We start from the raw sequence: 24,233 nt of genomic DNA on the forward strand, positions 1-24,233 counted from the left end.
GTTATTTTAAATAGGCAATTAATATCGCACCAATAAAACTTACGCAAGCAAGCCAAAAGAAAATGCTTTTGGGTTGAGAAACTTTTTTACTGAAAAATTTTGCAGCAAACAGGATATACAAAATCAGTAATGCAAATTTAGCCACTAACCATAATTCAATATCAAAAGCGAAGAGATATAAAATGACGACACCAGACACAATCAGCAAGGTATCTGATAAGTGCGGTAAAATTTTTAATAATTTTATCGAACGCCAATTTTTACCATTAAGCTGCATTGCACCACGAATTACTAACAATGCCAAACTTACAAAGGCGAAAAAAATATGTAAATGAACTAACATAATCACTCCCAAAAAAGTAAGAAAAGTGCGGTCAAAATCCACCGCACTTTCTCAATCTAAATTACTTCGCAATACGTTTATATTTAATACGATGTGGCTGAGTAGCGGCATCGCCTAAGGTTTTCTTTTTCCACTCTTCGTAGTCTGAGAAGTTACCTTCATAGAACGTGACTTTACCTTCATCGCCGTAGTCTAAAATATGCGTTGCGATACGGTCTAAAAACCAGCGGTCGTGGGAAATAACCATTGCACAGCCTGGGAATTCTAAGATCGCATTTTCTAAGGCACGCAAGGTTTCAACATCTAAGTCATTGGTTGGTTCGTCCAGTAATAGCACGTTACCACCACGTTGTAGAAGTTTAGCTAAGTGTAAACGACCACGTTCCCCACCCGATAATTCGCCTACTCGTTTTTGTTGGTCCACACCTTTGAAGTTGAAACGCCCCACATAAGCACGGCTTGGAATTTCAAAGTTGCCGATAGTGAGAATGTCTTGTCCATTAGACACTTCTTCCCACACGGTTTTCTTGTCATCCATAGCGTCACGGAACTGATCCACCGAAGCAAGTACAACGGTTTCGCCCATCGTAATAGATCCATTATCTGGTTGTTCTTGACCTGAAAGCATACGAAATAAAGTTGATTTACCCGCACCATTTGCCCCGATAATACCAACGATTGCGCCTTTTGGAATACTGAATGATAAATCATCAATCAAAGTGCGGTCGCCATAAGACTTGGTTAAGTTTTGCACTTCAATCACTTTATCGCCTAAGCGTGGACCTGGTGGAATAAAGAGTTCATTCGTCTCGTTTCGTTTTTGATATTCGCCAGAGTTCAATTCATCAAAGCGAGCCATACGTGCTTTGCTTTTCGCTTGACGACCTTTTGGATTTTGTCGAACCCATTCCAATTCTTTCGCAATGGATTTTTGACGCGCATTTTCAGCTGCTTGTTCTTGTTCTAAACGTTTCTCTTTTTGCTCTAACCAAGAAGAATAGTTACCTTCCCAAGGAATACCCTCGCCACGATCAAGCTCTAAGATCCAACCTGCTACATTATCTAAGAAATAACGGTCGTGGGTAATTGCCACAACAGTGCCTTCGTAGTCATGTAAGAATCGTTCTAACCACGCCACAGATTCCGCATCTAAGTGGTTAGTTGGTTCATCTAATAAAAGCATGTCTGGTTTTTCAAGTAATAAGCGGCAAAGTGCCACACGGCGACGCTCTCCCCCTGATAAATGCTCAATTTTCGCATCCCAATCTGGTAAACGTAACGCATCTGCGGCACGCTCTAATTGGTTATCTAAATTATGCCCATCGTGCGCTTGAATAATGGCTTCAAGATTGGCTTGTTCAGCCGCCAGTTTATCGAAATCAGCATCGGGATCCGCATAAAGTGCATACACTTCATCTAAACGAGTCAGTGCATTTTTCACTTCAAAAACTGCTTCTTCCACAGCCTCACGCACGGTTTGTTGCGGTTCTAATTTGGGTTCTTGCGGAAGATAACCAATTTTAATTCCTGGTTGCGGACGAGCCTCCCCTTCAAACTCTTTATCTACGCCTGCCATAATGCGTAAAAGGGTCGATTTCCCCGCACCATTTAAGCCCAATACCCCGATTTTCGCACCTGGGAAGAAGCTCAAAGAAATATCTTTCAAAATATGACGCTTCGGCGGCACCACTTTGCCGACACGGTGCATCGTATATACAAATTGAGATGACATTAATAATTCCTCACAAAAAAATTCGCCCTATTCTACTGGAAAATAGGGCGAAAATATAGAATACCAAGAACAAGATTTACTTAAATTCTTACCATTAACCAAAAATTTCTGAATGAGTATTAAGACGAGCTAGTCTTATTTCATCCCCCACAATTTTATAAATAAGCACGAGATCATTCTTAATATGGCAATCTCGCCAACCTTTCCAATTGCCAGTTAAAGCGTGATCTTTATATTTTTCTGGCAATGGTAAGCTATTCAAAAGACAATACATAACTTCAATATATTCTGGACTATTTATAATAAGAGGAATATGTTTTTTAAATTCTCTTTTATATTCCCCACTCACTGAAATCATGATTTCATCTCCGATAGCATCGCTTGATGGAATTCCTCCAATGTTTTGTATTCACGCCCATTATGATTATCCAACTCTGCCATAGCCATTATCGTTTTTGAGTTAGGCATCTGTTCAGTTTGATAATCTAATGATACTGGAATCGCTTTCGTTTTAGCTATTTGAGCTAAAAACATATTAAGTGCTTGAGTTGGGGAAAGACCATAACTTTTAATCACTTCAAACGCTATATTTTTAGTTTCATCAGGTACTCGAAAGCTAACTGCAGCCATATTATTTTCTCCTTATCAATGATGCTTAACATACACAATAACATACAATGAAATACAATTAAAACACAAAAGATATACAAAAATGCGTTCCTAATAAATTTTAGATAAAAAAAACCACCCGAAACGGGTGGCAGGAAAGTAGTTTAGCTATATTTATGATTATTTTATTTAGGAACTTTATGAATATCAAGCAATTACTTGACGGGAGCAATGTTACTGAATATTCAGAGACGAGGGAAATGCTATTGAGAGTTTTTTTGATTTACATCAATATTTTTGACCGAAAAATTCATTTTTGCGTGTAGAATAAACAACTTCTAATGCTAACGTTCAAAATAATTAGGATTTTTTGTGAAAACGTATTCATTATTACTCGGTCTATTCTTTAGTTGCAGTGCTTTATCTCACCCCCATGCATTTATTGATATACAAAGCACGCCCATTATAGAAAATAATCAACTTACTGGTTTTTCAATGAAATGGACATTAGATGAACCAAGTTCGTCTGCAGTTATTTATGATATGAAACAAGCTAGAACTAAATCGGAGAAACAAAAACTTCTTGATGACGTCATGGGAAATATCGTCAGTGAACATTATTTCAGCTATTTATATGACAAGCAAAATAATAAAATCAAATATTCCCCTCGCCCAAAAAATTACGGCATTAACGTTCAAGGTTTACAACTGCAATATTATTTTGATGTACCACTCGCCCATTCTCAAAAGTTAGAAAAAAACACATTTAGCTTACAAACTTACGATTCCACTTATTATGTGGCGATGACTTACGCCTCAAAAAGTGCGGTAGATTTTTCCGCACTTCCGAAAAATTGCCAAGGAAAATTAATTGAACCTAATGTGGATGAAAAAATCCAAGCCTACGCATCTTCACTTGATAAATCCCAAAAGAACGAAGATGATTCCTTAGGCGTAATGTTCGCACAAAAAATAATAATTCAATGTGAGTAGAAATGAAAAAATATAAAACTGGGCTCGTGTTATTAGTGATTGCACTTTCCTTACTTGTCTATTTTTCCCCTTGGTTTTTCTTACATATTGCTGCATGGCAAAAAGATTTTAATCAACTTATTTCGGAAAATTTACATCAAATTCAAAATAATAGCATCAAGGCAGGCATCACGCTTATTTTCGCCAGCTTTATTTATGGCGTACTCCATGCCCTCGGGCCAGGACACGGCAAATTTATTATTGCCAGCTATCTTTCCACGCATGAAAGCCAATTAAAACAAAGCACTATCTTGAGCTTACTTTCATCCTTAATGCAAGGCATTGTCGCGATTACAGCAACAACATTGCTTGTTGTAGTGCTAAATCTTTCATCACGTTATTTCAAATTAAGTCAGCTTTGGTTAGAACGAACTGCCTTGCTATTATTGGTATTTCTCGGCTGTTATTGGATTTGGCAAGGTTTACGTGCCTATCGTAAAAAAGCTAAATTAACCATTAAATCCCTAAATCCCCTCTCCCTACACGAAAAAAGTGCGGTGAAAAATAACCGCACTTTTCAGCCAAACACATGTAGTTGTGGACACCAACATTTACCAAGCCCCACACAAACTGCACAAGCAACCAATCTAAAATCACAATTTCTAGTCATTTTAACAATTGGTATGCGACCATGTAGTGGTGCAATTTTCGTTTTATTTTTAGCTTATATGCTTGATCTTTATGGCTGGGGAATCTTAGCTGTATTAGCTATGTCTTTCGGCACGGGGCTTATGTTGTCAGCCTTCGCAGGAATTGTACGTTATGCACGAAATACCGCAATTCACTTAGGGCGTTGGTATAGTTCAAAAAATACGAAAGGAAAAAGCGAAAGCATCGTGAAATTAATAGCAGGTGGAATAATGCTATTTTTTGCCTTGAGTTTGTTGTATGGAACGCTAAACCCAGTAAATGGAGGCACTATTTTATTTGGAAATTAATAAGCTATTAAGGCTATTTTATTATCAAGAGATAATAAGTTGCATTGATATTTTATTAAATTATAAAAAACGGTCAGATATAAATCTTATTAGAAAATACCTCTTAATCCACACATCAACAGAATATATTGAACATATTGAATTAATTTGGTACTTCAAACAATAAAAAACTCTCTCAAAAACATTTTTCGTCAGTTGCTTTGATTACAGAATAAAGCTGTGAACCAGTAATAGCATCACTAGAATTTTCAGAGATCTCGCCTGCACCAACGTTTTGGATTTGTCGTTTAACATTGTTATTACCAAAACTTACTGTGCCATTATCGGTTGCGGCAACACCTTTAGATAGCGTAGTGTCTCCGATTTTCATATCACTTACTGCATGTTTAGTAGATGTACTTGAAAATTGACCAATAGCAATTCCATTTAAAGCTTCACGATATTGATCTCCCCAATAATTATTAACATTTGCACGAGAACCAATAGCAATGGAATCCGTCGCTAATGCGTTGGCATATACGCCGACAGTAACTGAACCTTCAAGAGCAACATTTTTCAGAATTTCACTATTAGGATCTGATACGACTGCAACACCTTATTTAGAAATATCATTGTAATTAATAGTGGCAGCATTGCTAACTGAAGCTAGCAATGTTGATGTTATAAGAACTGTAAGAATAGATATGATAAATTGTTTTGTGGCTTTTTGAGTATTATTAGAAGCAAAACTTGCTTTTGCACTACTTTTCGCTAATTCTGAAACAACCTCTTGTCTCTGCGTTGTTTTGTTCCAAATAATTTTAAATACACGATTCATAAATAAATAACCTTCATTTCAGGGGTATAGATAGCCCACATATTTTTTAACACATTTTCTAGATAGTGACGTTTAAATAAGCGTGAGATAAAGGTTGGCGATTATATATATCAATATGATTAATGCTTGTTTTTTGTAAAGATTTGTAAAGAAAGAAGATATTCAAATTAACTTCATAAACATAATGTGGCAACTAATTATCAATTCAATAAATAAAATGTAAATTAAATTTACATTTTTATACATTTTGATTGACAAGGAATGAGCTCCTTATTAAAATGCGCGCCCTATTCCTTGTGATACAAAGTTTATTCCTCCTTAGTTCAGTCGGTAGAACGGTGGACTGTTAATCCATATGTCGCTGGTTCAAGTCCAGCAGGAGGAGCCAATTTTTCTTTTGGTTTAGAGTTTGTTTGTCTCCTTTTACAAATTTCTAAATTAGCAACCAAAAGATTTTAAGTCCATCCTGTTGATGGGCTTTATTTTTATCAATATCATCTCTTTTTTCTATCCACAGAGCCTGTGGATAACTTTGTGGATTAACTTTTTAAAATTTTGCGGATCCCTTGTTCTTACAAGGATTATTCGATCTTGATTACAGATTAGCCTAAATTTAAATTATCATTTAAAATCAATAAGTTAAGTTTTGTCTAGCAAAAAATTAAAGTTTTTTTTATGAATTTGTGAGATCTTCCTCTTGACATCACTAAGTCTGTGTAAAACTTAGATTTTTGCCTAATCAATTTTCCCCGTTAAATATGCTAAAATAGGCATTATTCAAAATTATCAAAAAATCAACCGCACTTTATGTCTGAAAAAATCAACACAAAACCATTCATTCTTCATTCCGACTTTCGCCCCTCTGGCGATCAGCCACAAGCTATCGAAAAATTGGCTGAAAATTTAACGGATGGATTGGCACATCAAACTTTGCTCGGAGTAACAGGCTCGGGGAAGACGTTTACTATCGCCAACGTAATCGCTCAATTAAATCGCCCCGCAATGTTACTTGCACCGAATAAAACCCTTGCCGCTCAACTTTATGCAGAAATGAAAGCCTTTTTTCCAGAAAATGCGGTGGAATATTTTGTGTCTTACTATGATTATTATCAGCCAGAAGCCTATGTGCCTAGCAGTGATACTTTCATTGAAAAAGATGCTTCTATTAATGATCAAATCGAACAAATGCGACTTTCTGCGACAAAATCTTTTTTAGAACGTCGAGATACCATCGTAGTGGCTTCCGTTTCTGCAATTTATGGTTTGGGCGATCCTGATAGCTACTTACAAATGATGTTGCATTTACAACAAGGTGCCATTATAGATCAACGCCAAATTTTAGCGAAGTTAGCGGAATTGCAATATACCCGCAATGATCAAGCATTTCAGCGTGGAACTTTCCGTGTTCGTGGGGAAATTATTGATATTTTCCCTGCAGAATCCGATGATCGTGCGGTGCGTATTGAATTATTTGATGATGAAATTGAACGATTAAGTTTATTTGATCCGCTCACTGGCAGTAGTTTTGGTGCTGTTCCACGTTTTACGATCTATCCTAAAACGCACTATGTTACGCCAAGAGAACGCATTTTAGATGCGATAGAAAACATCAAAAAAGAACTCGTATCACGCCGTGAATACTTCATTAAAGAACATAAACTTTTAGAAGAACAACGAATTAGCCAACGAACCCAATTTGATATTGAAATGATGAATGAATTGGGCTATTGCTCGGGTATTGAAAACTACTCTCGCTATTTGTCAGGCAGAAATGAAGGCGAGCCACCCCCAACATTATTTGATTATATGCCCTCTGATGCCATTTTAATTATTGATGAATCTCATGTGACCGTGCCTCAAATTGGTGGAATGTATCGTGGTGACCGTTCGCGCAAAGAAACCTTGGTTGAATATGGTTTCCGTTTACCGTCCGCATTGGATAATCGTCCGTTACGCTTTGAGGAATTTGAACGCTTAGCCCCACAAACCATCTATGTTTCCGCAACACCAGGGCCCTATGAATTAGAAAAATCAGGCAGTGAAATCATCGATCAAGTGGTTCGCCCGACTGGTTTACTTGATCCGCTTATTGAAATTCGTCCAGTCTCAATTCAAGTGGATGATTTACTTTCGGAAGCTCGCCAAAGAGCGGATAAAAATGAGCGCGTTTTAGTGACAACACTCACTAAAAAAATGGCGGAAGATTTAACGGATTATTTAGATGAACATGGGATCCGAGTACGTTATCTACATTCTGATATTGATACGGTGGAACGTGTGGAAATTATCCGTGATTTGCGTTTAGGAGAATTCGATGTGTTAGTCGGCATCAACTTGCTACGTGAGGGATTGGATATTCCAGAAGTGTCTCTTGTGGCGATTTTAGATGCGGACAAAGAAGGATTTTTACGCTCCGAACGCTCTTTAATCCAAACCATCGGCCGTGCTGCACGAAACTTAAATGGTAAAGCGATTTTATATGCGGATAGCATCACAAAATCGATGGAAAAAGCTATTACGGAAACTAATCGTCGTCGTGAAAAACAAACAAAATATAATGAAGAACATGGCATTGTGCCACAAGCATTGAATAAGAAAGTTGGGGAATTGTTAGATATTGGGCAAGGTGCAAACCAAAAAGCGAAAGCCAATAAACAACGTGGAAAAATGGCGGCAGAACCAACCGCACTTTATAATGCACCGAAAAATGCCAAAGAATATCAACAACAAATCAAAAAATTGGAACAACAAATGTATAAATTTGCACAAGATTTGGAATTTGAAAAAGCCGCGGCAATTCGCGATCAATTACATCAATTGCGTGAACAGTTTGTTTTTGAAAACTAAAAGAAACGCCAGCTTAAGCTGGCGTTCCGTTTATTTATTTTCATCTGAAGAATACAAGCGATTCTTATATAAATAACTGCCTAATAAAGCGTGAGCTAATGCCTCTTTTTTCATTGCATCAGGCACCTCTTTTGGCGTTAAAGTGTCTGTTGATTTATCATAACGATAACCTTGCGCTGCTTTATTTGGCATTTGAATCACCACATCATTATTGCCTTTCATCATTGCTTGAGTTTGATCGTATTGCATAAAGGCACGATCTGGGTTTACATCTTGCGTTAAATCAAAACCAATCATTGGATAATTACCACTTACACCTGCTAAAGAAAGTAACGTGGTTGGCATATCAATTTGGCTCACAAGACGGCTGTCACGACGTGGCATAATGCCCTCCCCGATAATCAAAGCTGGAATATGGAAATGCTTAATTGGCACAAGGCTTGCTCCACCTACACGAGAATCGTGATCCGCAACAATTAAGAAAATCGTATCTTTCCAATAATTAGACTGTTTTGCCATTTTAAAGAAATGACCTAAGGCATAATCCGCATATTTTGCTGCATTATTACGAGTGGCTTTTGGTTGTTCATAAAGCTCAATCCTGCCATCTGGATATTCAAATGGATCATGATTGCTAGAGCTAAACACTAAACTAAAAAACGGTTTACCTTCATTTTGTAATTTCGTGAAAGTTTCATTGGCTTTATCAAATAAATCCTCGTCACTCACGCCCCAAGTGCCAGTAAATTTTGGATTCTGGTAATCTTGTTGATCCCAAATATCTTTAAAGCCATTACCGTAGAAAAAGCTCGCCATATTGTCGAAGTGCTTTTCTCCGCCATAAATAAAGGAAGTGTTATAACCTTGTTTATGTAATAAATCCGCAATAGTAAAGAAACCACTTTGAGCATTATTAAGTTTTACAACTGCACGAGCTGGCGTTGGCGTAAAACCTGCGGTTGTTGCTTCAATACCGCGTACTGAACGTGTGCCTGTTGCATAAAGATTTTCAAATAACCACCCTTCTTTTGCAAGCTGATCCACATTTGGAGAAAGTGGTTTGCCACCGAGCGTTCCAATAAATTGAGCACCGAGACTCTCTTGTAACAAAATCACGATATTTTTAGGTTTACCCTGATAAGTCGCGACATTTTTCGTTAAAGTTGGGTATTTATCTGAAATGTAATCGCTGTCTGGGCGGCCTCGACTTGCTTTAACAATACGAAACATTTCGTCTACATCCATTTTTCCGTACATTTCTGAAGATTTTTCTTCATCTTTAAATTGCTGTGCGGCATAAATCACGGAATAGCCCGAATTAAGCACCAAAGAATTCACTAACGCATCAGAGGAAAATGCCACCATGGCGGGATTAATTCCGCGGTGTTGAAAACTTGAACGCGCCCCAAGGAAGCTCACGACAATAACAAGCAAAGCAATCACAGGGCGAAGTTTCCAACTTATTGAACGTAAATTTTTGACTGCCCAACCAGAAATTTTCCAATAAATCACGGCAGATAAAACTGTGAAAACAAGGCTAAAAATCACCGCACTTAAATGCCCTTCAGCAAGCATTAAAAAAACTTCTTTCGGATAAATCAGGTATTCGATAAATAAACGATTTGGACGGTAATCGTAGGTTTCAATAAAGGCAGGTGTGGCAATTTCCATAAAGATAATAAACACACTACCAAGGGTTAGCCAAAGGCGTAAAATTTTTACCCAAACTTTGCTACTATGGAACAATGTTGTGAGCAATGCAGGTACACCAAATAAATAACAAAGTGCCACAATATCCATTCGTACGCCTTGCAAAAATAATTGCAACCAGCCATCTACGGCGGATACACGTTCTGATTGCCATACAGCTAGTCCCAAACGGGATAAAGAAAGGATGATGAGATTAATCAACACGAATGTGAAGATGGGGAATAAAGGGGAATACGCTTTTTTCATTGTAAAAATCATTAACAAAACGGCATTCAAGCCGTATTAAATTGAAGAAATATAGGTTACTGCCTATCAGCTCCTTTTCGACAAGATAAAAGCCTTAAAGTGCGGTAAATTTTTACATAATTTTCGTTAATCTTAATGTAAACAATATGCCAAATTCTGTGTGGTACATTTTAGCTAATAACATTCAATAGAATGATAAAAATAAAGCCTCGAAAAAAATCGAGGCTTCATTAAATAAACGACAGAAATTTACCGCACTTTTTTCAATTACTCTTGTTGTGCTTTCACTGCTGCATAGGCAATCATATTGATAATACGACGAACAGATGCACCTGGATTAAGAATATGCGCAGATTTATTCATACCCATTAAGATCGGGCCAACGGTAATTGCGGTGGTTGTTCCACGTAATAAGCTATAACTAATACGTGATGAGCTCAAATCAGGGAACACTAATAAATTTGCACATCCTTTCAGTGGGCTATCAGGCATTAATTCTTTTCTGTGTGCTTCGTTCATCGCTAAATCTCCACGCATTTCCCCATCGATCATTAAGTGCGGATTACGCTCTTTGACGATCTGTAATACTTCACGCATTTTTGGTGCACCGAGTGAATCAGAGGAACCAAAATTAGAGTGAGAAAGTAATGCTACTGCAGGTTCAATACCAAAACGATGAATTTCTTCTGCTGCCATTAAGGTAATTTCAGCTAATTCTTCTGCTGTAGGATTACTGTTTACGTGAGTATCTGTTAAGAATACGTTACCAGTCGGTAATACAAGACTATTTAAAGCAGCAGCAGTTTTCACGCCATCTTTTAAGCCAATAATATCGCGAATCGATGCAAGGTGTTTTCCGTATGAACCAAATAAACCACATACTAAAGCATCGCCATAGCCTAAGCTCAGTAACGTAGAAGCTAATACGGTAGTGTTAGAACGCACAACACGTTTTGCGATTGCAGGTGTAATGCCTTTACGTTTGGTAAGTTCGTAATAGTGTTTCCAACATTCTTCATAGCGAGGATTATCTTCGTTATCCACAATTTCAAAATCCACACCTGCAGTTAAACGTAAACCAAGTTTTTTAATTTTTTCTTCAATCACGCTGCGGCGACCAATTAAAATTGGATTTGCCAAGCCCATTGAAATCACTTCTTGGGTGGCGTGTAATGCTTTATTTTCTTCCCCTTCCGCTAAAATAATGCGTTGTTTTACCGCTTTTGCTTGGCTAAAAATAGGGCGCATAAACAAATTAGTTTTGTAAACAAACTGAGTAAGTTGGTCAATATAAATATCCCAATTTTGAATTGGACGAGTTGCCACACCAGATTCCATTGCAGCTTTTGCTACCGCTGGTGCGATACGCACAATCAAGCGTGGATCGAATGGACGAGGAATCACATAATCTGCACCAAAAGTCGCCCCTTCACCACCGTAAGCAGAAGTTACCACTTCGTTTTGCTCTTCTAATGCAAGGTCAGCAATGGCATAAACTGCCGCACGTTTCATTTCTTCATTAATAGTGGTTGCACCCACATCTAATGCACCACGGAAAATGAATGGAAAACAAAGCACGTTATTTACTTGATTTGGATAATCAGAACGGCCTGTACATACAATCGCATCAGGGCGAACCGCTTTCGCTTCTGGCGGGGTAATTTCAGGATTTGGGTTAGCTAAAGCAAGAATAATTGGATGTGCAGCCATACTTTTAACCATATCTTGTGTAAGCGCACCCGCCGCAGAACAACCTAAGAAAATATCTGCATTTGGCATCGCATCGCCAAGTGTACGCCAGCCATTATCTTCAATTGCATAATCTTTTTTGGTTTGATCCATTTTGTCATCGCGACCTTTATATACCACACCTTTCGAGTCGCAAACTGTGATGTTTTCACGTTTCATACCTAAAGAAAGTAATAAGTTCAAGCACGCAATAGATGCAGCCCCCGCACCAGATGCCACAAGTCGAACATCTTCAATTTTTTTACCTACAATACGAAGAGAATTGATGATCGCGGCAGCACTGATGATCGCCGTACCATGTTGGTCATCATGGAATACAGGAATGTTCATTCTCTCACGCAATTTTTGTTCAATATAGAAACATTCTGGTGCTTTAATATCTTCAAGGTTTACCCCACCGAAAGTTGGCTCTAACGAGGCAATAATATCAACAAGTTTATCGGGATCATGTTCATTCACTTCAATATCAAATACGTTGATGCCCGCAAATTTTTTGAACAATACGCCCTTTCCCTCCATTACAGGTTTGCCCGCTAGTGCGCCAATATTGCCAAGTCCAAGCACCGCTGTACCATTAGAAATAACAGCAACTAAATTTCCACGTGCTGTATATTTGTAAGAGGCGGCAGGATCTTTTTCAATTTCTAAACAAGGCTCTGCCACACCTGGCGAATAAGCTAAGGCTAAATCGCGTTGTGTTGCGAGTGATTTTGTTGGAGTAACTTCAATTTTTCCAGGAATTGGAAATTCGTGGAAATCTAAGGCTGCTTGACGTAATTGTTCGGTCATAATAAATGCTCCATTTTCTTGAAACAGGATTGAAATATTGCGTCGATTATATCTGTTTTTTATTCAAAAAATTGTGACGAACTGCAAACTTTTACAACTTTATAACAAAATTTTTTTGATGCGAAGCATTAGCTAGACTTTTCATTTTTCAGCAAAAAAGGTAGGATTTTCGCAACAAAAGCATAAAGGATAAGAAAATGAATCCATTTCAAAAAATTAAAAGTGCGGTGAATAAATGTCAAAGATTTTTCATTAATCGCACTCTGCAACATAAACTAATAAATCAAGGTATGACTGTCATTTCTGCCAATTGCGTGGGGGCTTTTATCTTGCACGATTTACATCAGCCGTTTAATTCGCCTTTTGTAAATCTCTATCTCTCGCCACAAGATTTTTTGCGTTATTTACAAAATATGGATTTCTATCTCAATCAACCTCTCACATTTGTGCAAACAGAAAAAAATTATCCAGTAGGAAAACTTGCCGATCTTGAAATTCATTTTATGCACTATCACAGTGAGCAAGAAGCTAATGAAAAATGGCAACGTCGCACGTCACGCATCAATTTAGACAATCTTTTTATTATGATGGCAGATCGAGATGGCGTGACCGAAAAAGACATTCAACTTTTTGATCAACTCCCTTTTAAAAATAAAGTGATTTTTACTCACAAGCCCTACCCTGCTTTTAAATCAGCTTATTATATAAAAGGCTTTGAGAAGCAAAATCAGGTGGGCGATATTTTTGAATTTTCAGGCTGGAATGGAAAAAAATATTACGATCAATTTGATTACGTGAAGTGGTTTAATCAAGCTTAATCAATAAAGGCTGCAGATTAAATGCAGCCTTTTTTGTTTCGTTATAAAAGCAAAAACCTGTACAATACCCAGCGAATTTTAACAAGAGAAAACATAATGAGATTAGATAAATTTATTGCTGAAAATACGGGCTTAACGCGTTCTCAAGCAACGAAAGCAATCCGTCAAAGTGCGGTAAAAATTAATGGCGAAATTGTCAAAAGTGGCTCGGTACAAATTTCACAAGAAGACAAAATTTATTTTGAAGATGAATTATTAACTTGGGTGGAAGAAGGTCAGTATTTTATGTTAAATAAACCACAAGGTTGTGTTTGTTCTAATGATGACGGCGACTATCCAACAATTTATCAATTTTTTGATTACCCTTTAGCGGGCAAATTACATAGCGCGGGTCGCTTAGATGTGGATACAACAGGTCTCGTCTTGCTTACCGATGATGGACAATGGTCACATCGCATCACTTCGCCAAAGCATCATTGTGAAAAAACCTATTTGGTAACTTTAGCTGATCCCGTAGAAGAAAATTATGCCACAGCTTGTGCGGAAGGCATTTTATTACGCGGAGAAAAAGAACCCACTAAACCAGCAAAATTAGAAATTTTAGATGATTACAATGTAAATCTAACCATTTCTGAAGGCCGCTATCATCAAGTAAAACGTATGTTTGCCGCACTTGGGAATAAAGTCGTCGGATTACATCGCTGGAAAATTGGTAATGTAGTGTTGGATCAATCCTTAGATGAAGGGGAATACCGCCCATTAACTCAAAGTGAAATTGAAAGATTAGTGAAATAATATGAATCAACAAAAATCGACTTTCATCTTTATTCTTACCCTCGGTATTCTCTCTATGCTACCGCCTTTTGGCGTGGATATGTATTTGCCGTCTTTTTTAGAAATTGCAAAGGATCTCGACGTAAGTCCAGAACAAGTACAACATACGCTAACCTCTTTTGCCTACGGTATGGCATTTGGTCAGCTTTTCTGGGGGCCTTTTGGCGATAGCTTTGGACGAAAACCGATCATTTTGCTCGGTGTCATTGTAGGCGCGCTAACAGCTTTGGTGCTTACCGAAATAAATTCAGTCGGAAATTTCACCGCACTTCGTTTCGTACAAGGTTTCTTTGGTGCCGCACCAGTTGTGCTTTCAGGCGCATTATTACGTGATTTATTTAGTAAAGATCAGCTATCTAAAGTGATGTCTACCATCACGTTAGTGTTTATGCTTGCGCCTTTAGTTGCACCAATTATTGGGGGTTACATCGTTAAATTTTTCCACTGGCATGCGATTTTTTACGTTATTTCGCTGGTGGGATTGCTAGCCGCTACATTGGTCTTTTTCATCATTCCAGAAACCCATAAAAAAGAAAATCGCATTCCTCTGCGATTAAATATTATCGCTCGCAATTTCCTTCTGCTTTGGAAACAAAAAGAAGTGCTAGGTTATATGTTTGCCACCTCCTTTGGCTTTGGCGGATTATTTACCTTTGTCACCGCAGGCTCGATTGTATATATCGGCATTTATGGGATTCCTGTCGAACAGTTCGGTTACTTCTTTATGATGAATATCATTACGATGATCTTTGCTTCCTTTTTGAATACCCGATTTGTCACCAAAATTGGTGCAGAAACAATGCTACGTATAGCCCTCGCAATTCAATTTATTTCAGGAATGTGGCTAATTTTGACCGCACTTTTAGATCTCGGCTTTTGGTCAATGGCAATTGGCGTTGCCCTTTTCATCGGTCCAAACCCTGTGATTTCATCAAATGCAATGGCATCAGCTTTAGAAAGATGTCCTCAAATGGCGGGGACTACAAATTCTTTGATTGGTAGCGTGCGTTTTGCAGTGGGTGCAATGATGGGAAGTTTAGTTGCGTCAATGAAAATGGATACTGCTGCCCCAATGCTCTTTACTATGGGAGCATGTGTCGCGATTTCCGTATTATCCTATTATTTTCTAACCAGCCGAAATCTAAAAAGCCGTGGATAAATATCCCCACGGCTCAATGATTGTTTTCTTTATTAAACAAATACCATCCATAACGGCAAGCAAGCAGCAATAAATAATAGGATAAATAAGCTATTGGCAGATAATTTCCACTTTTGGAAACCATGCAGAATCAGAATAGCCGCAATAACAAAATGGCAAACAAAATAAATGATGTAGGCAAAAACACTCTCAGAATTAACCGCACTTTCCATGCCATTTAAAAGTAAAAATAAAAACATTGCCAAGGCATTTAAAGCAAGCAATATAATCATGGCTAAGGGCAACAATGCGATAAAACCGTCCAAACGACTACGTGCAATCACAAGCGAAAGATTTGCTAAAATCACACCAGATAAAATCGGTGCAAAAGGGTTATATTCAGCAAAATCACTCGCAGGAAGCACGGTAAAAATCATTAAATAACTCAAGCAACCTAAACCCGCAATTAATGCAGCCATCAATAAAAAGCTGTTACGGATTTTTTCAGTTTTTGGTTGTTTCCAAATAAAATACACGACAGAAAGACCACATACGCTCATCACGTTAGTAAGCGTGTGATTATTTTGTAATAGGCTTATCAGCAACCAAACCGCCCAATAAATGGCAAAAGTGAGATTAACTTTGATTAAACGACCACGTTGTCCTGGGCAAATTTCGCCGCGATAAAATACCAACAAAGAAATTAACTGTGCAACTAACACGCCTACACCTAAATTAGGCATTGTTTGCTTTTCAGATTGCAAAGAAAAAATAAATAGATCGATGCCAAGCACCATTGAGATCGATAATACCGCAAGCAATGCTGCGATATATTTAGAAGATTGTTCTGACATAATTTTGACGTCTGAAAAAAATAATGCGCCATTATGCTAAAAATTCATTAAATTTTAAAGTAGAATGAAACCAATTATAACCGCACTTAGGTACATGAATGTTACTTAGTATTTTATATATCATCGGTATCACTGCTGAAGGAATGACAGGCGCACTTGCGGCTGGTCGTGAAAAAATGGATATTTTTGGCGTGATAATTATCGCATCCGTCACTGCCATTGGCGGCGGCTCAGTGCGTGATGTACTGCTTGGGCATTATCCTCTCGGCTGGGTTAAGCACCCAGAATATTTTTTAATGGTGGCAAGTGCGGCAGTAATTACCGTATATGTTGCACCGTTCATCAATCATTTTATGCGCTACTTTCGCACTATTTTCTTGGTGCTCGATGCGATGGGTTTAGTGGTGTATTCCATTATTGGCGCACAAATTGCGATGGATATGGGACATAGTCTCACTATTGTTTGTATTGCAGGCTGTATTACGGGTGCCTTTGGCGGAGTTCTACGCGATATGCTATGCAATCGAATTCCTCTCGTATTCCAAAAAGAACTCTATGCCAGCATTGCACTATTTGCCACGCTGACTTATTACGCATTAAGCACAATTCAAGTAGAACATACGCTTGCCGTGTTACTCACACTTATTAGCAGCTTTACTTTACGTATTTTAGCTATTCATTTCGAATGGGGGTTGCCAGTATTTAATTACCAAGAACTCACATCGGAAGAACAAGATAAGCTGCCAAATAAAAAGAAATAAATACAATAAAGGGAATAACTATGTTAGAACAAATGGGTAAACAAGCCAAAGATGCAGCATTTATCTTGGCTCAACTCACCACTGCTGAAAAAAATCGTGCATTATCCATTATAGCAGAACAACTCGAACAACAAGCACCGCTTATCTTAGCCGAAAACGCAAAAGATATTGAACTTGCCAAACAAAATGGATTGTCTGATGCCTTGATTGATCGCCTACTGCTCACGCAAGAACGTTTGCAAGGCATTGCTAATGATATACGCCACGTTATTTCTCTAGCAGATCCCGTGGGGAAAATCATAGATGGCGGTACATTGGATAGCGGACTTAAAATCGAACGCGTACGCACGCCGCTCGGCGTCATTGGCACAATTTATGAAGCTCGCCCAAATGTAACCATTGATGTGGCAAGTCTTTGCCTTAAAACAGGTAATGCAGTGATTTTACGCGGCGGTAAAGAAACACAGTTTTCTAACAAGATTCTAATCGAAGTTGTGCAAAATGCTTTAGAGCAAGCAAACTTACCAAAATTTGCAGTGCAAGCTATTACTGATCCAAACCGTGAACTCGTTATGCAATTATTAAAACTAGATCGCTATGTGGATATGATTATTCCTCGTGGTGGTGCGGGTTTACATGAATTGTGTAAACAACATTCAACTATTCCTGTTATTGTAGGTGGCGTGGGTGTTTGCCATACTTTCGTTGAAGAAAGTGCGGATCAAAATAAAGCAATTTTTGTTATTGATAACGCTAAAACACAGCGTCCAAGCACCTGTAACACATTAGAGACGTTGTTAGTACAACGTTCTATTGCTGAAGAATTTTTACCCAAACTCGTCTCTCATCTCGCTGCCAAAAACGTAAAATATCACGCAAAATCCACCGCACTTAATATATTGAAACAAGTGGGTGCGAATGTCTGCGAAGTGACAGAAAAAGAATTGCACGAAGAATGGGGATCATTGGATTTGAATGTGGTTGTTGTGGAAGATATTCATGCAGCTATTGAGCATATCCGCCAATATGGTACGCAACATTCTGAAAGTATTTTAACGTCCTCACAAAACCTAGCCCGTCAATTTATCAATCAAGTTGATGCCGCTGCCGTTTATGTGAATGCAAGCACACGCTTTACTGATGGCGGACAATTTGGATTAGGCGCAGAAGTCGCCGTAAGCACCCAAAAACTTCACGCTCGTGGCCCAATGGGATTAGAAGCATTAACGAGCTATAAATGGGTTTGCGAAGGCGAATACACCGTCCGCAGATAGTGTTATTGAACAAAAAGTGCGGTAATTTTTGAAAGAGATTATTCGCATATAAAAAAGTCCGCAAAAGCGGACTTTTTTATTATCTTTATTTGTCAGATTTACCCAAGTTATCAAAGAATTTTTTCACACCGTCCAAAAATCCTGAAGATTTTGGTGCATGTTTACTTAAATCTTTACCTTGTAAACTTTCTTCAAGTTTTTGAAGTAATTCTTTTTGTTCGCTGGTTAAATTAACTGGCGTTTCTACCACAATACGGCAAATCAAATCGCCCGCGTAGCCACTACGTGTAGATGCGACACCTTTGCCTCGCATACGGAATAATTTTCCAGTTTGGGTTTCTGCAGGAATTTTAAGCTTTACTCTGCCATCTAAAGTTGGCACTTCAATTTCCCCACCTAATGCCGCAATTGCAAAGCTAATTGGTACTTCGCAGTAAAGATTAGAACCATCACGTTCAAAAATATGATGTTCTCTTACGTGAATGACCACATATAAATCGCCAGCTGGTGCACCATTTTCGCCCACTGCGCCTTTTCCAGCTAAACGAAGTTGATTGCCCGTATCTACGCCTGCAGGAATTTTTACTGAAAGATTTTCTTTCTTATGAACGCGTCCTTCTCCATGACAGCTGCGACAAGGTTTTTCAATTTTCTTACCGCTACCATGACAACTTGGACAAATACTTTCAGATACGAAGAAACCTTGCTGACGACGAATTCGACCAGAACCGTGGCAATGCGGACAAGTTTCCACTTTAGAACCTTTTTCAGCCCCTGAACCACCACAGCTATCACAATGTGCAAGGGTATTGATTTGAATATCTTTGGTTGTACCTTTTACAGCTTCTTCTAAAGTGATTTCTAAGTCATAGCGTAAGTCTTCGCCACGAACAACGCGCTGACGACCACGTCCACCGCCACCGAAAATATCGCCAAAAATATCGCCGAACATATCGCCGAAATCAGCACCACCAAAGCCGCCACCGAAACCACCAGCTCCCCCACCTTGTTCAAAGGCTGCGTGGCCATATTGATCGTAGGCTGCGCGTTTTTGATCGTCGCCTAATACTTCATAAGCTTCATTAATTTCTTTGAATTTTTCTTCTGCTTCTTTACTGCCTTGGTTTTTATCAGGGTGATGTTTAGACGCTAAACGTTTATAAGCACGTTTAATATCGTTCTCACTCGCCCCTTTTTGTAGGCCAAGGACTTCGTAGTAATCTTTTTTTGCCATAGTGTTTCGTTTGTAAATTTTATAGAAATTTGACCGCTTGTAACATACTCCCCTCTTTAGCAAAGAGGGGTGGGGGGAGATTTGGCAGAAGTAAATTTAGCTCATAAGAAAATTTGATATCGCTATCAAATCTCCCCTAACCCCTCTTTTCTAAAGAGGGGGATCATTTATATACACCAAAAGGGCGTGTTTCCACGCCCTTTGTTTATGTTAAGAAGAGCGGTGAATTATTTATTATCTTTCACTTCTTCAAATTCAGCATCTACCACACCATCATCTTTTGCTGATGATTGTTGTGGTTGCTCGCCACCAGCTTGTTGAGCTTTTGCTTGCGCTGCTTGCATTAACGGTTCAGAGGCTTTAATTACAGCTTCAATTTTCGCTTCAATTTCTGCTTTATCTTCGCCTTTTGCTGCTGTTTCAAGCTCAGCGATTGCAGCTTCAATTTTCTCTTTATCTGCAGCACTCAATGCGTCGCCAGCTTCTGCAATTTGTTTACGTGTTGCGTGAGCAATGCCATCTGCTTGATTACGCGCTTGAACAACTTCTTCAAATTTACGGTCTGCATCAGCATTTGCTTCTGCATCACGCACCATTTGTTGAATTTCTTCATCAGATAAACCAGATGATGCTTGAATACGAATTTGTTGCTCTTTACCCGTATTTTTATCTTTTGCAGATACGTTGATTACGCCGTTTGCATCGATATCAAATGTTACTTCAATTTGTGGCATACCACGCGGTGCAGGATTAATACCTTCTAGGTTGAATTGACCTAAAGATTTATTGTCTGCCGCACGTTTACGTTCACCTTGAAGAACGTGAATGGTTACCGCACTTTGATTATCTTCTGCTGTTGAGAATACTTGCGATTTTTTGGTTGGAATCGTTGTATTTTTCTCAATTAAAGTGGTCATCACGCCGCCCATGGTTTCGATACCAAGTGATAATGGAGTAACATCTAATAAAAGAATGTCTTTCACATCGCCTTTTAATACACCACCTTGTACTGCCGCACCGATTGCCACCGCTTCATCAGGGTTTACATCTTTACGTGCTTCTTTGCCGAAGAACTCAGCCACTTTTTGTTGTACAAGTGGCATACGAGTTTGGCCACCCACAAGAATAATATCGTGGATTTCACTTACACCTTTACCAGCATCTTTTAATACAGTTTTGAGTGACTCAATTGAGCTTGCCACTAAATCTTCTACCAATGCTTCTAATTTTGCACGAGTGATATTTAATGCTAAGTGTTTAGGGCCAGTCGCATCTGCAGTGATGTAAGGTAAATTGACTTCGGTAGATTGAGCTGATGAAAGTTCAATTTTTGCTTTCTCTGCCGCTTCTTTCACACGTTGTAATGCCATCGCATCATTACGTAAATCGATGTTTTGTTCTTTTTTGAATTCATCAATGATGTAATCAATTACACGGTTATCAAAGTCTTCCCCGCCTAAGTGAGTGTTACCTCCCGTTGCTAATACTTCGAAAGTTTGTTCGCCATCAAAGTTATCAATTTCGATGATTGAAATATCGAATGTACCACCACCTAAGTCGTAAACTGCGATCACTTGATTCTCTTTACTTGAACCTAAACCGAACGCTAACGCAGCCGCTGTTGGTTCATTAATGATACGTTTAACGTCTAAACCAGCGATCTTACCTGCATCAATCGTTGCTTGACGTTGTGCATCATTAAAGTATGCAGGAACAGTAATTACTGCTTCTGTTACAGATTCACCCAAGAAATCTTCTGCAGTTTTTTTCATTTTTTTCAATACTTCGGCAGAGATTTGCGGTGGTGCTAACTTATCACCTTTTACGTTTACCCAAGCATCGCCATTGTCAGCACGAGTAATTTCAAAAGGCATAATTTTAATATCGCGTTGAACTTCTTCGCTTTCAAAACGACGACCAATTAAACGTTTAATCGCAAACAATGTATTTTTCGGGTTAGTGATTGCTTGACGTTTTGCTGGCTGACCCACTAAAGTTTCATTATCTGTATAAGCAATAATTGAAGGGGTTGTACGCGCACCCTCTGCATTTTCAATTACGCGAGCTTTGTCGCCGTCCATTACTGCTACACAAGAGTTTGTTGTACCTAAGTCAATACCAATAATTTTTCCCATTTTGTACTCCTAGTAAAAATTTTAAAATTCGGGGTAATTTATTACGAGTTTTAAGATGTGGATATTCCTTCGCATTTCAAGAGAAAATTTTAAAAATTTTTTATTTCTTAAAGTGCGGTAATTTCCGTTCTTGTTTTTCAAAATAAGTCTCAAATGATGAACTTCAAGGGGAAAACAAAAATTTTCAGGCAAGAAAAAGGGATTTGTGATAAATTTGGCGAAAATTTTTACTTTAAAATAGGAAAGAAATAAATGAAAAAATCAAAAATTGCTGCAGGCGTAGTCGTTGCGCTTGCTGCCGTTTGGTGTACCAGTGCATGGTTTACAGGGAAAAAGGCTGAAGAAGAATATTTACATCAACTAAAACAATTAAATCAACTATTTGCCAAAACTGAGGCATTAGAAGAAAGTAAAATTTTTTATAAAAATATAAAATATGACAGAGGATTATTTGCGTCTCATATTCAAGATCAAATTGAAATTCATAAAGCAAATGAAACGATCATTATTCCTTTATCATCAATACTTTATCACGGGCCTTTGCCGCTTGATCGTGTGGCAAAACTGAATTTCGTTCCAACCATTTTCTCAAGCCAAACCTTGTTAGGAAAAAATGCAACAACTCAGGCACTTTTTGACGTCACAAAATCAGAAAAACCGCTACAACTGAATTTTGCAATGAATTATGCCTTAAACGGTAATGCGGAATTAAAACTTGCATCGGGGCAATATCACAATGAACAATCTAAGGCTGAGCTTGATTGGTCAAATGTCGTATTAAATGTTGATTTAGACAAAAATGAACCCAGCCATTATACGCTATCTGTAGATGCATTTAATTCAAATGTCCCTAATCATACAGCTTCAACCGCTTCATCAATTAAAATAAAAGATCTTGTCGTACAAGGCTCACTACAAAGCACAAAATGGCCATTTATTTATAGTGGAAATATCAATAGTAAAATAGGCTATTTTGAGCAAAATACCGAATCTGCAGAGACTGGCGGAAAATTCTCTCTTATTCAGAAAAACAGCCAAACAAATTTAACTACACAAGTTGAGGGTGATACAGTAAATATCATCAATAAAACAAATCTGGATGAATTACATATTAACGGTAACAACTTAGGTAAAGTGACCAACAATGTAGAATTCAACCATATTGATGGCAATGCATTACAAGAGCTTTTAAACATTTTAGTAGCAATAGGCAAGGCTGATTCAGATATGCCGTTACCTAAACCATCGGTGCAAAAATTACAACAAGCAGGTATGGAAATTGCGAATAATCAGCCTCAAATTAAGTTTTCCCCTCTTTCTATTTCTGATGAAAAAGGCAAAGTGGCATTGGATCTGAATATTGCTTTAGTGCCAAATCCTAAATTTGATTTAATGCGTAGTGGCTTATACAAACAATTCAAAGATTTTTCCATCAATTTTGATGTGAATAAAGAAACTACAATTTCATTGTTATCTAAATTCACACCAGAAAACCAAAAGCAAGATTTAGTTTACAGAATAGATGAATTAGTTGCTGAAGGCGAAGCAAATGGCATTATCGTAAACACCGATAAAACCGTCACATTAACGCTTGCTTTAGAGAATAACGAATTGAAACTAAACGGCAAGCCAATCCCAGAAGAACAATTGAAAATGATCCTCTTCATTCTTGTAATGGGAGGATTTGGGAGATAACTAAAACAGGGCGATAAATTTTGTTCGCGTTTTTCAGTATCGTAGGGTGGGCTTCAGCCCACCGTTTTTATTCATTTTTTATGGTTAATTGGTGGGCTAAAGCCCACCCTACAACTATAAAGTGCGGTAAATTTTCGTTGCAGTTTAAGCTAAACGCTCTTTTAAATACCCTTCATAATCTGGCACGTCAATTTCCACATCTTGTTCAAATAAAACTGAAGTTAAAAGAAAATCTGCAGAACTTTGATTAATAGCAACAGGGATATTCCACACTGTTGCAATACGCATGAGGGCTTTTACATCAGGATCGTGTGGTGCGGCATTCATTGGATCCCAAAAGAAGATCATCATGTCAATTTTCTTTTCTGCGATTAATCCACCAAGTTGTTGGTCGCCGCCCATCGGACCACTTAATAAAGATTGAATGCTTAAACCTGTTTCTCGTTCTAAAATATGTCCAGTCGTACCTGTTGCATAAAGTATATGTGGCTTAAGAGCCTCTTTGTGTTTTTGCGTCCAATTCAGTAAATTTTTTTTGCAGCTATCATGAGCCACTAGTGCAATACGTTTGTGTTGAGTGAGGGTTCGTGTGGTTGTATGCATTGCTGAGTCCTTTTTGAAAAAAATTTGAAAAAACTTTAAAACAAAGCCCAATGGAATGCAATATTTTACGGGTTA

21 protein-coding genes and 1 tRNA gene are annotated in these 24,233 nt (G+C 38.1%); 10 read left to right on the forward strand and 12 right to left on the reverse strand.

Going from position 1 to position 24,233, the window contains the following annotated elements:
* Position 1: 1 nt before the first annotated feature.
* From ACPT9C_RS07685 to ACPT9C_RS07700, 4 genes are all read right to left on the reverse strand, one after another.
* On the reverse strand, positions 2–343 hold the full coding sequence (locus tag ACPT9C_RS07685; RefSeq protein WP_050846956.1) for a SirB2 family protein: 342 nt from the start codon (positions 341–343) through the stop codon (positions 2–4).
* Between the two features lie 61 nt (positions 344–404).
* Positions 405–2,075, reverse strand: coding sequence for an energy-dependent translational throttle protein EttA (ettA, locus tag ACPT9C_RS07690; protein ID WP_050848571.1), 1,671 nt, complete (start codon positions 2,073–2,075; stop codon positions 405–407).
* Positions 2,076–2,169: 94 nt separating this feature from the next.
* On the reverse strand, positions 2,170–2,433 hold the full coding sequence (locus ACPT9C_RS07695) for a type II toxin-antitoxin system YafQ family toxin (RefSeq protein ID WP_061671384.1): 264 nt from the start codon (positions 2,431–2,433) through the stop codon (positions 2,170–2,172).
* Entirely contained in the window at positions 2,430–2,705 is a 276-nt protein-coding gene (locus tag ACPT9C_RS07700; protein ID WP_050948473.1) for a type II toxin-antitoxin system RelB/DinJ family antitoxin, read from the reverse strand. The genes ACPT9C_RS07695 and ACPT9C_RS07700 overlap by 4 nt, the downstream gene beginning before the upstream one ends.
* 351 nt (positions 2,706–3,056) lie before the next feature.
* Between ACPT9C_RS07700 and zevA the strand changes: the two genes are divergently transcribed.
* The gene (gene zevA / locus ACPT9C_RS07705) at positions 3,057–3,677 is read left to right on the forward strand and encodes a zinc transporter binding subunit ZevA (protein WP_050846950.1); all 621 of its coding nucleotides are present in this window, start codon (positions 3,057–3,059) and stop codon (positions 3,675–3,677) included.
* A 2-nt stretch (positions 3,678–3,679) separates the two neighbouring features.
* The gene (zevB, locus tag ACPT9C_RS07710) at positions 3,680–4,654 is read left to right on the forward strand and encodes a zinc transporter permease subunit ZevB (protein WP_050948474.1); all 975 of its coding nucleotides are present in this window, start codon (positions 3,680–3,682) and stop codon (positions 4,652–4,654) included.
* A 175-nt stretch (positions 4,655–4,829) separates the two neighbouring features.
* Here zevB and ACPT9C_RS07715 read toward each other — a convergent pair whose 3' ends face one another.
* Both ACPT9C_RS07715 and ACPT9C_RS07720 read right to left on the reverse strand, forming a co-directional pair.
* Positions 4,830–5,024, reverse strand: coding sequence for a hypothetical protein (locus ACPT9C_RS07715; protein WP_050948475.1), 195 nt, complete (start codon positions 5,022–5,024; stop codon positions 4,830–4,832).
* Between the two features lie 225 nt (positions 5,025–5,249).
* The gene (locus ACPT9C_RS07720; RefSeq protein ID WP_050948476.1) at positions 5,250–5,471 is read right to left on the reverse strand and encodes an ESPR domain-containing protein; all 222 of its coding nucleotides are present in this window, start codon (positions 5,469–5,471) and stop codon (positions 5,250–5,252) included.
* A 312-nt stretch (positions 5,472–5,783) separates the two neighbouring features.
* Between ACPT9C_RS07720 and ACPT9C_RS07725 the strand changes: the two genes are divergently transcribed.
* A tRNA-Asn gene (locus ACPT9C_RS07725) sits at positions 5,784–5,859 on the forward strand.
* A gap of 419 nt (positions 5,860–6,278) precedes the next feature.
* A complete protein-coding gene (gene uvrB / locus ACPT9C_RS07730; protein WP_005628806.1) occupies positions 6,279–8,318 on the forward strand; it encodes an excinuclease ABC subunit UvrB in 2,040 nt (679 codons plus the stop codon).
* A gap of 30 nt (positions 8,319–8,348) precedes the next feature.
* On the opposite strand, the gene ACPT9C_RS07735 is transcribed toward uvrB, so the two are convergent.
* Together ACPT9C_RS07735 and ACPT9C_RS07740 are read right to left on the reverse strand one after the other, a co-directional pair.
* Positions 8,349–10,274 carry an LTA synthase family protein gene (locus tag ACPT9C_RS07735; RefSeq protein ID WP_192888181.1) on the reverse strand — a complete coding sequence of 642 codons (1,926 nt, stop codon included), beginning with the start codon at positions 10,272–10,274 and terminating at the stop codon, positions 8,349–8,351.
* A gap of 267 nt (positions 10,275–10,541) precedes the next feature.
* A complete protein-coding gene (locus tag ACPT9C_RS07740; RefSeq protein ID WP_050948477.1) occupies positions 10,542–12,812 on the reverse strand; it encodes an NADP-dependent malic enzyme in 2,271 nt (756 codons plus the stop codon).
* A gap of 197 nt (positions 12,813–13,009) precedes the next feature.
* Between ACPT9C_RS07740 and ACPT9C_RS07745 the strand changes: the two genes are divergently transcribed.
* The 3 genes from ACPT9C_RS07745 to ACPT9C_RS07755 all read left to right on the forward strand — a co-directional run bounded on the left by ACPT9C_RS07745 (position 13,010) and on the right by ACPT9C_RS07755 (position 15,623).
* Positions 13,010–13,630 (forward strand): DUF1919 domain-containing protein, encoded by a 621-nt coding sequence (locus tag ACPT9C_RS07745; protein WP_050948478.1) that lies wholly within the window; start codon positions 13,010–13,012, stop codon positions 13,628–13,630.
* Between the two features lie 96 nt (positions 13,631–13,726).
* Complete coding sequence (gene rsuA / locus ACPT9C_RS07750; RefSeq protein ID WP_050948479.1) at positions 13,727–14,425, forward strand: 16S rRNA pseudouridine(516) synthase RsuA; 699 nt, start codon at positions 13,727–13,729, stop codon at positions 14,423–14,425.
* 1 nt (position 14,426) lies between these two features.
* A complete protein-coding gene (locus ACPT9C_RS07755) occupies positions 14,427–15,623 on the forward strand; it encodes a Bcr/CflA family multidrug efflux MFS transporter (protein WP_061671383.1) in 1,197 nt (398 codons plus the stop codon).
* A gap of 32 nt (positions 15,624–15,655) precedes the next feature.
* Here the strand turns inward: ACPT9C_RS07755 and ACPT9C_RS07760 are convergent, their stop codons facing one another.
* On the reverse strand, positions 15,656–16,456 hold the full coding sequence (locus ACPT9C_RS07760) for a hypothetical protein (protein ID WP_050948481.1): 801 nt from the start codon (positions 16,454–16,456) through the stop codon (positions 15,656–15,658).
* Between the two features lie 98 nt (positions 16,457–16,554).
* Between ACPT9C_RS07760 and ACPT9C_RS07765 the strand changes: the two genes are divergently transcribed.
* Together ACPT9C_RS07765 and proA are read left to right on the forward strand one after the other, a co-directional pair.
* Positions 16,555–17,217 carry a trimeric intracellular cation channel family protein gene (locus ACPT9C_RS07765; protein WP_050948482.1) on the forward strand — a complete coding sequence of 221 codons (663 nt, stop codon included), beginning with the start codon at positions 16,555–16,557 and terminating at the stop codon, positions 17,215–17,217.
* A 20-nt stretch (positions 17,218–17,237) separates the two neighbouring features.
* Entirely contained in the window at positions 17,238–18,491 is a 1,254-nt protein-coding gene (gene proA, locus ACPT9C_RS07770) for a glutamate-5-semialdehyde dehydrogenase (RefSeq protein ID WP_050948483.1), read from the forward strand.
* 85 nt (positions 18,492–18,576) lie between these two features.
* Here proA and dnaJ read toward each other — a convergent pair whose 3' ends face one another.
* On the reverse strand, positions 18,577–19,725 hold the full coding sequence (gene dnaJ, locus ACPT9C_RS07775; RefSeq protein WP_048949919.1) for a molecular chaperone DnaJ: 1,149 nt from the start codon (positions 19,723–19,725) through the stop codon (positions 18,577–18,579).
* A 227-nt stretch (positions 19,726–19,952) separates the two neighbouring features.
* Positions 19,953–21,860, reverse strand: a complete 1,908-nt coding sequence (gene dnaK / locus ACPT9C_RS07780; RefSeq protein WP_050948484.1) for a molecular chaperone DnaK — start codon at positions 21,858–21,860, stop codon at positions 19,953–19,955.
* A 252-nt stretch (positions 21,861–22,112) separates the two neighbouring features.
* On the opposite strand from dnaK, the gene ACPT9C_RS07785 reads away from it, so the two are divergent.
* Positions 22,113–23,555: a YdgA family protein gene (locus tag ACPT9C_RS07785; RefSeq protein ID WP_050948485.1), complete on the forward strand. Its 1,443-nt coding sequence runs from the start codon at positions 22,113–22,115 to the stop codon at positions 23,553–23,555.
* Between the two features lie 144 nt (positions 23,556–23,699).
* On the opposite strand, the gene mgsA is transcribed toward ACPT9C_RS07785, so the two are convergent.
* A complete protein-coding gene (gene mgsA, locus ACPT9C_RS07790; protein WP_012054689.1) occupies positions 23,700–24,158 on the reverse strand; it encodes a methylglyoxal synthase in 459 nt (152 codons plus the stop codon).
* Positions 24,159–24,233 lie beyond the last annotated feature (75 nt).

This window comes from Haemophilus sp. HN_Hi16 (assembly GCF_049823435.1).
Taxonomy (GTDB): domain Bacteria; phylum Pseudomonadota; class Gammaproteobacteria; order Enterobacterales; family Pasteurellaceae; genus Haemophilus; species Haemophilus influenzae_D.

What these genes read in the sequence shown, in the direction of transcription:
- ACPT9C_RS07735 (WP_192888181.1), bottom strand. Translation starts at nt 10,274, where the DNA reads ATGAAAAAAGCGTATTCCCCTTTATTCCCCATCTTCACATTCGTGTTG.
- ACPT9C_RS07755 (WP_061671383.1), top strand. Translation starts at nt 14,427, where the DNA reads ATGAATCAACAAAAATCGACTTTCATCTTTATTCTTACCCTCGGTATT.
- rsuA (WP_050948479.1), top strand. Translation starts at nt 13,727, where the DNA reads ATGAGATTAGATAAATTTATTGCTGAAAATACGGGCTTAACGCGTTCT.
- ACPT9C_RS07745 (WP_050948478.1), top strand. Translation starts at nt 13,010, where the DNA reads ATGAATCCATTTCAAAAAATTAAAAGTGCGGTGAATAAATGTCAAAGA.
- ACPT9C_RS07715 (WP_050948475.1), bottom strand. Translation starts at nt 5,024, where the DNA reads ATGAAAATCGGAGACACTACGCTATCTAAAGGTGTTGCCGCAACCGAT.
- ACPT9C_RS07765 (WP_050948482.1), top strand. Translation starts at nt 16,555, where the DNA reads ATGTTACTTAGTATTTTATATATCATCGGTATCACTGCTGAAGGAATG.
- dnaJ (WP_048949919.1), bottom strand. Translation starts at nt 19,725, where the DNA reads ATGGCAAAAAAAGATTACTACGAAGTCCTTGGCCTACAAAAAGGGGCG.
- ACPT9C_RS07740 (WP_050948477.1), bottom strand. Translation starts at nt 12,812, where the DNA reads ATGACCGAACAATTACGTCAAGCAGCCTTAGATTTCCACGAATTTCCA.
- ACPT9C_RS07700 (WP_050948473.1), bottom strand. Translation starts at nt 2,705, where the DNA reads ATGGCTGCAGTTAGCTTTCGAGTACCTGATGAAACTAAAAATATAGCG.
- ACPT9C_RS07685 (WP_050846956.1), bottom strand. Translation starts at nt 343, where the DNA reads ATGTTAGTTCATTTACATATTTTTTTCGCCTTTGTAAGTTTGGCATTG.
- ACPT9C_RS07720 (WP_050948476.1), bottom strand. Translation starts at nt 5,471, where the DNA reads ATGAATCGTGTATTTAAAATTATTTGGAACAAAACAACGCAGAGACAA.
- ACPT9C_RS07785 (WP_050948485.1), top strand. Translation starts at nt 22,113, where the DNA reads ATGAAAAAATCAAAAATTGCTGCAGGCGTAGTCGTTGCGCTTGCTGCC.
- ACPT9C_RS07695 (WP_061671384.1), bottom strand. Translation starts at nt 2,433, where the DNA reads ATGATTTCAGTGAGTGGGGAATATAAAAGAGAATTTAAAAAACATATT.
- ettA (WP_050848571.1), bottom strand. Translation starts at nt 2,075, where the DNA reads ATGTCATCTCAATTTGTATATACGATGCACCGTGTCGGCAAAGTGGTG.
- zevB (WP_050948474.1), top strand. Translation starts at nt 3,680, where the DNA reads ATGAAAAAATATAAAACTGGGCTCGTGTTATTAGTGATTGCACTTTCC.
- uvrB (WP_005628806.1), top strand. Translation starts at nt 6,279, where the DNA reads ATGTCTGAAAAAATCAACACAAAACCATTCATTCTTCATTCCGACTTT.
- ACPT9C_RS07760 (WP_050948481.1), bottom strand. Translation starts at nt 16,456, where the DNA reads ATGTCAGAACAATCTTCTAAATATATCGCAGCATTGCTTGCGGTATTA.
- dnaK (WP_050948484.1), bottom strand. Translation starts at nt 21,860, where the DNA reads ATGGGAAAAATTATTGGTATTGACTTAGGTACAACAAACTCTTGTGTA.
- proA (WP_050948483.1), top strand. Translation starts at nt 17,238, where the DNA reads ATGTTAGAACAAATGGGTAAACAAGCCAAAGATGCAGCATTTATCTTG.
- mgsA (WP_012054689.1), bottom strand. Translation starts at nt 24,158, where the DNA reads ATGCATACAACCACACGAACCCTCACTCAACACAAACGTATTGCACTA.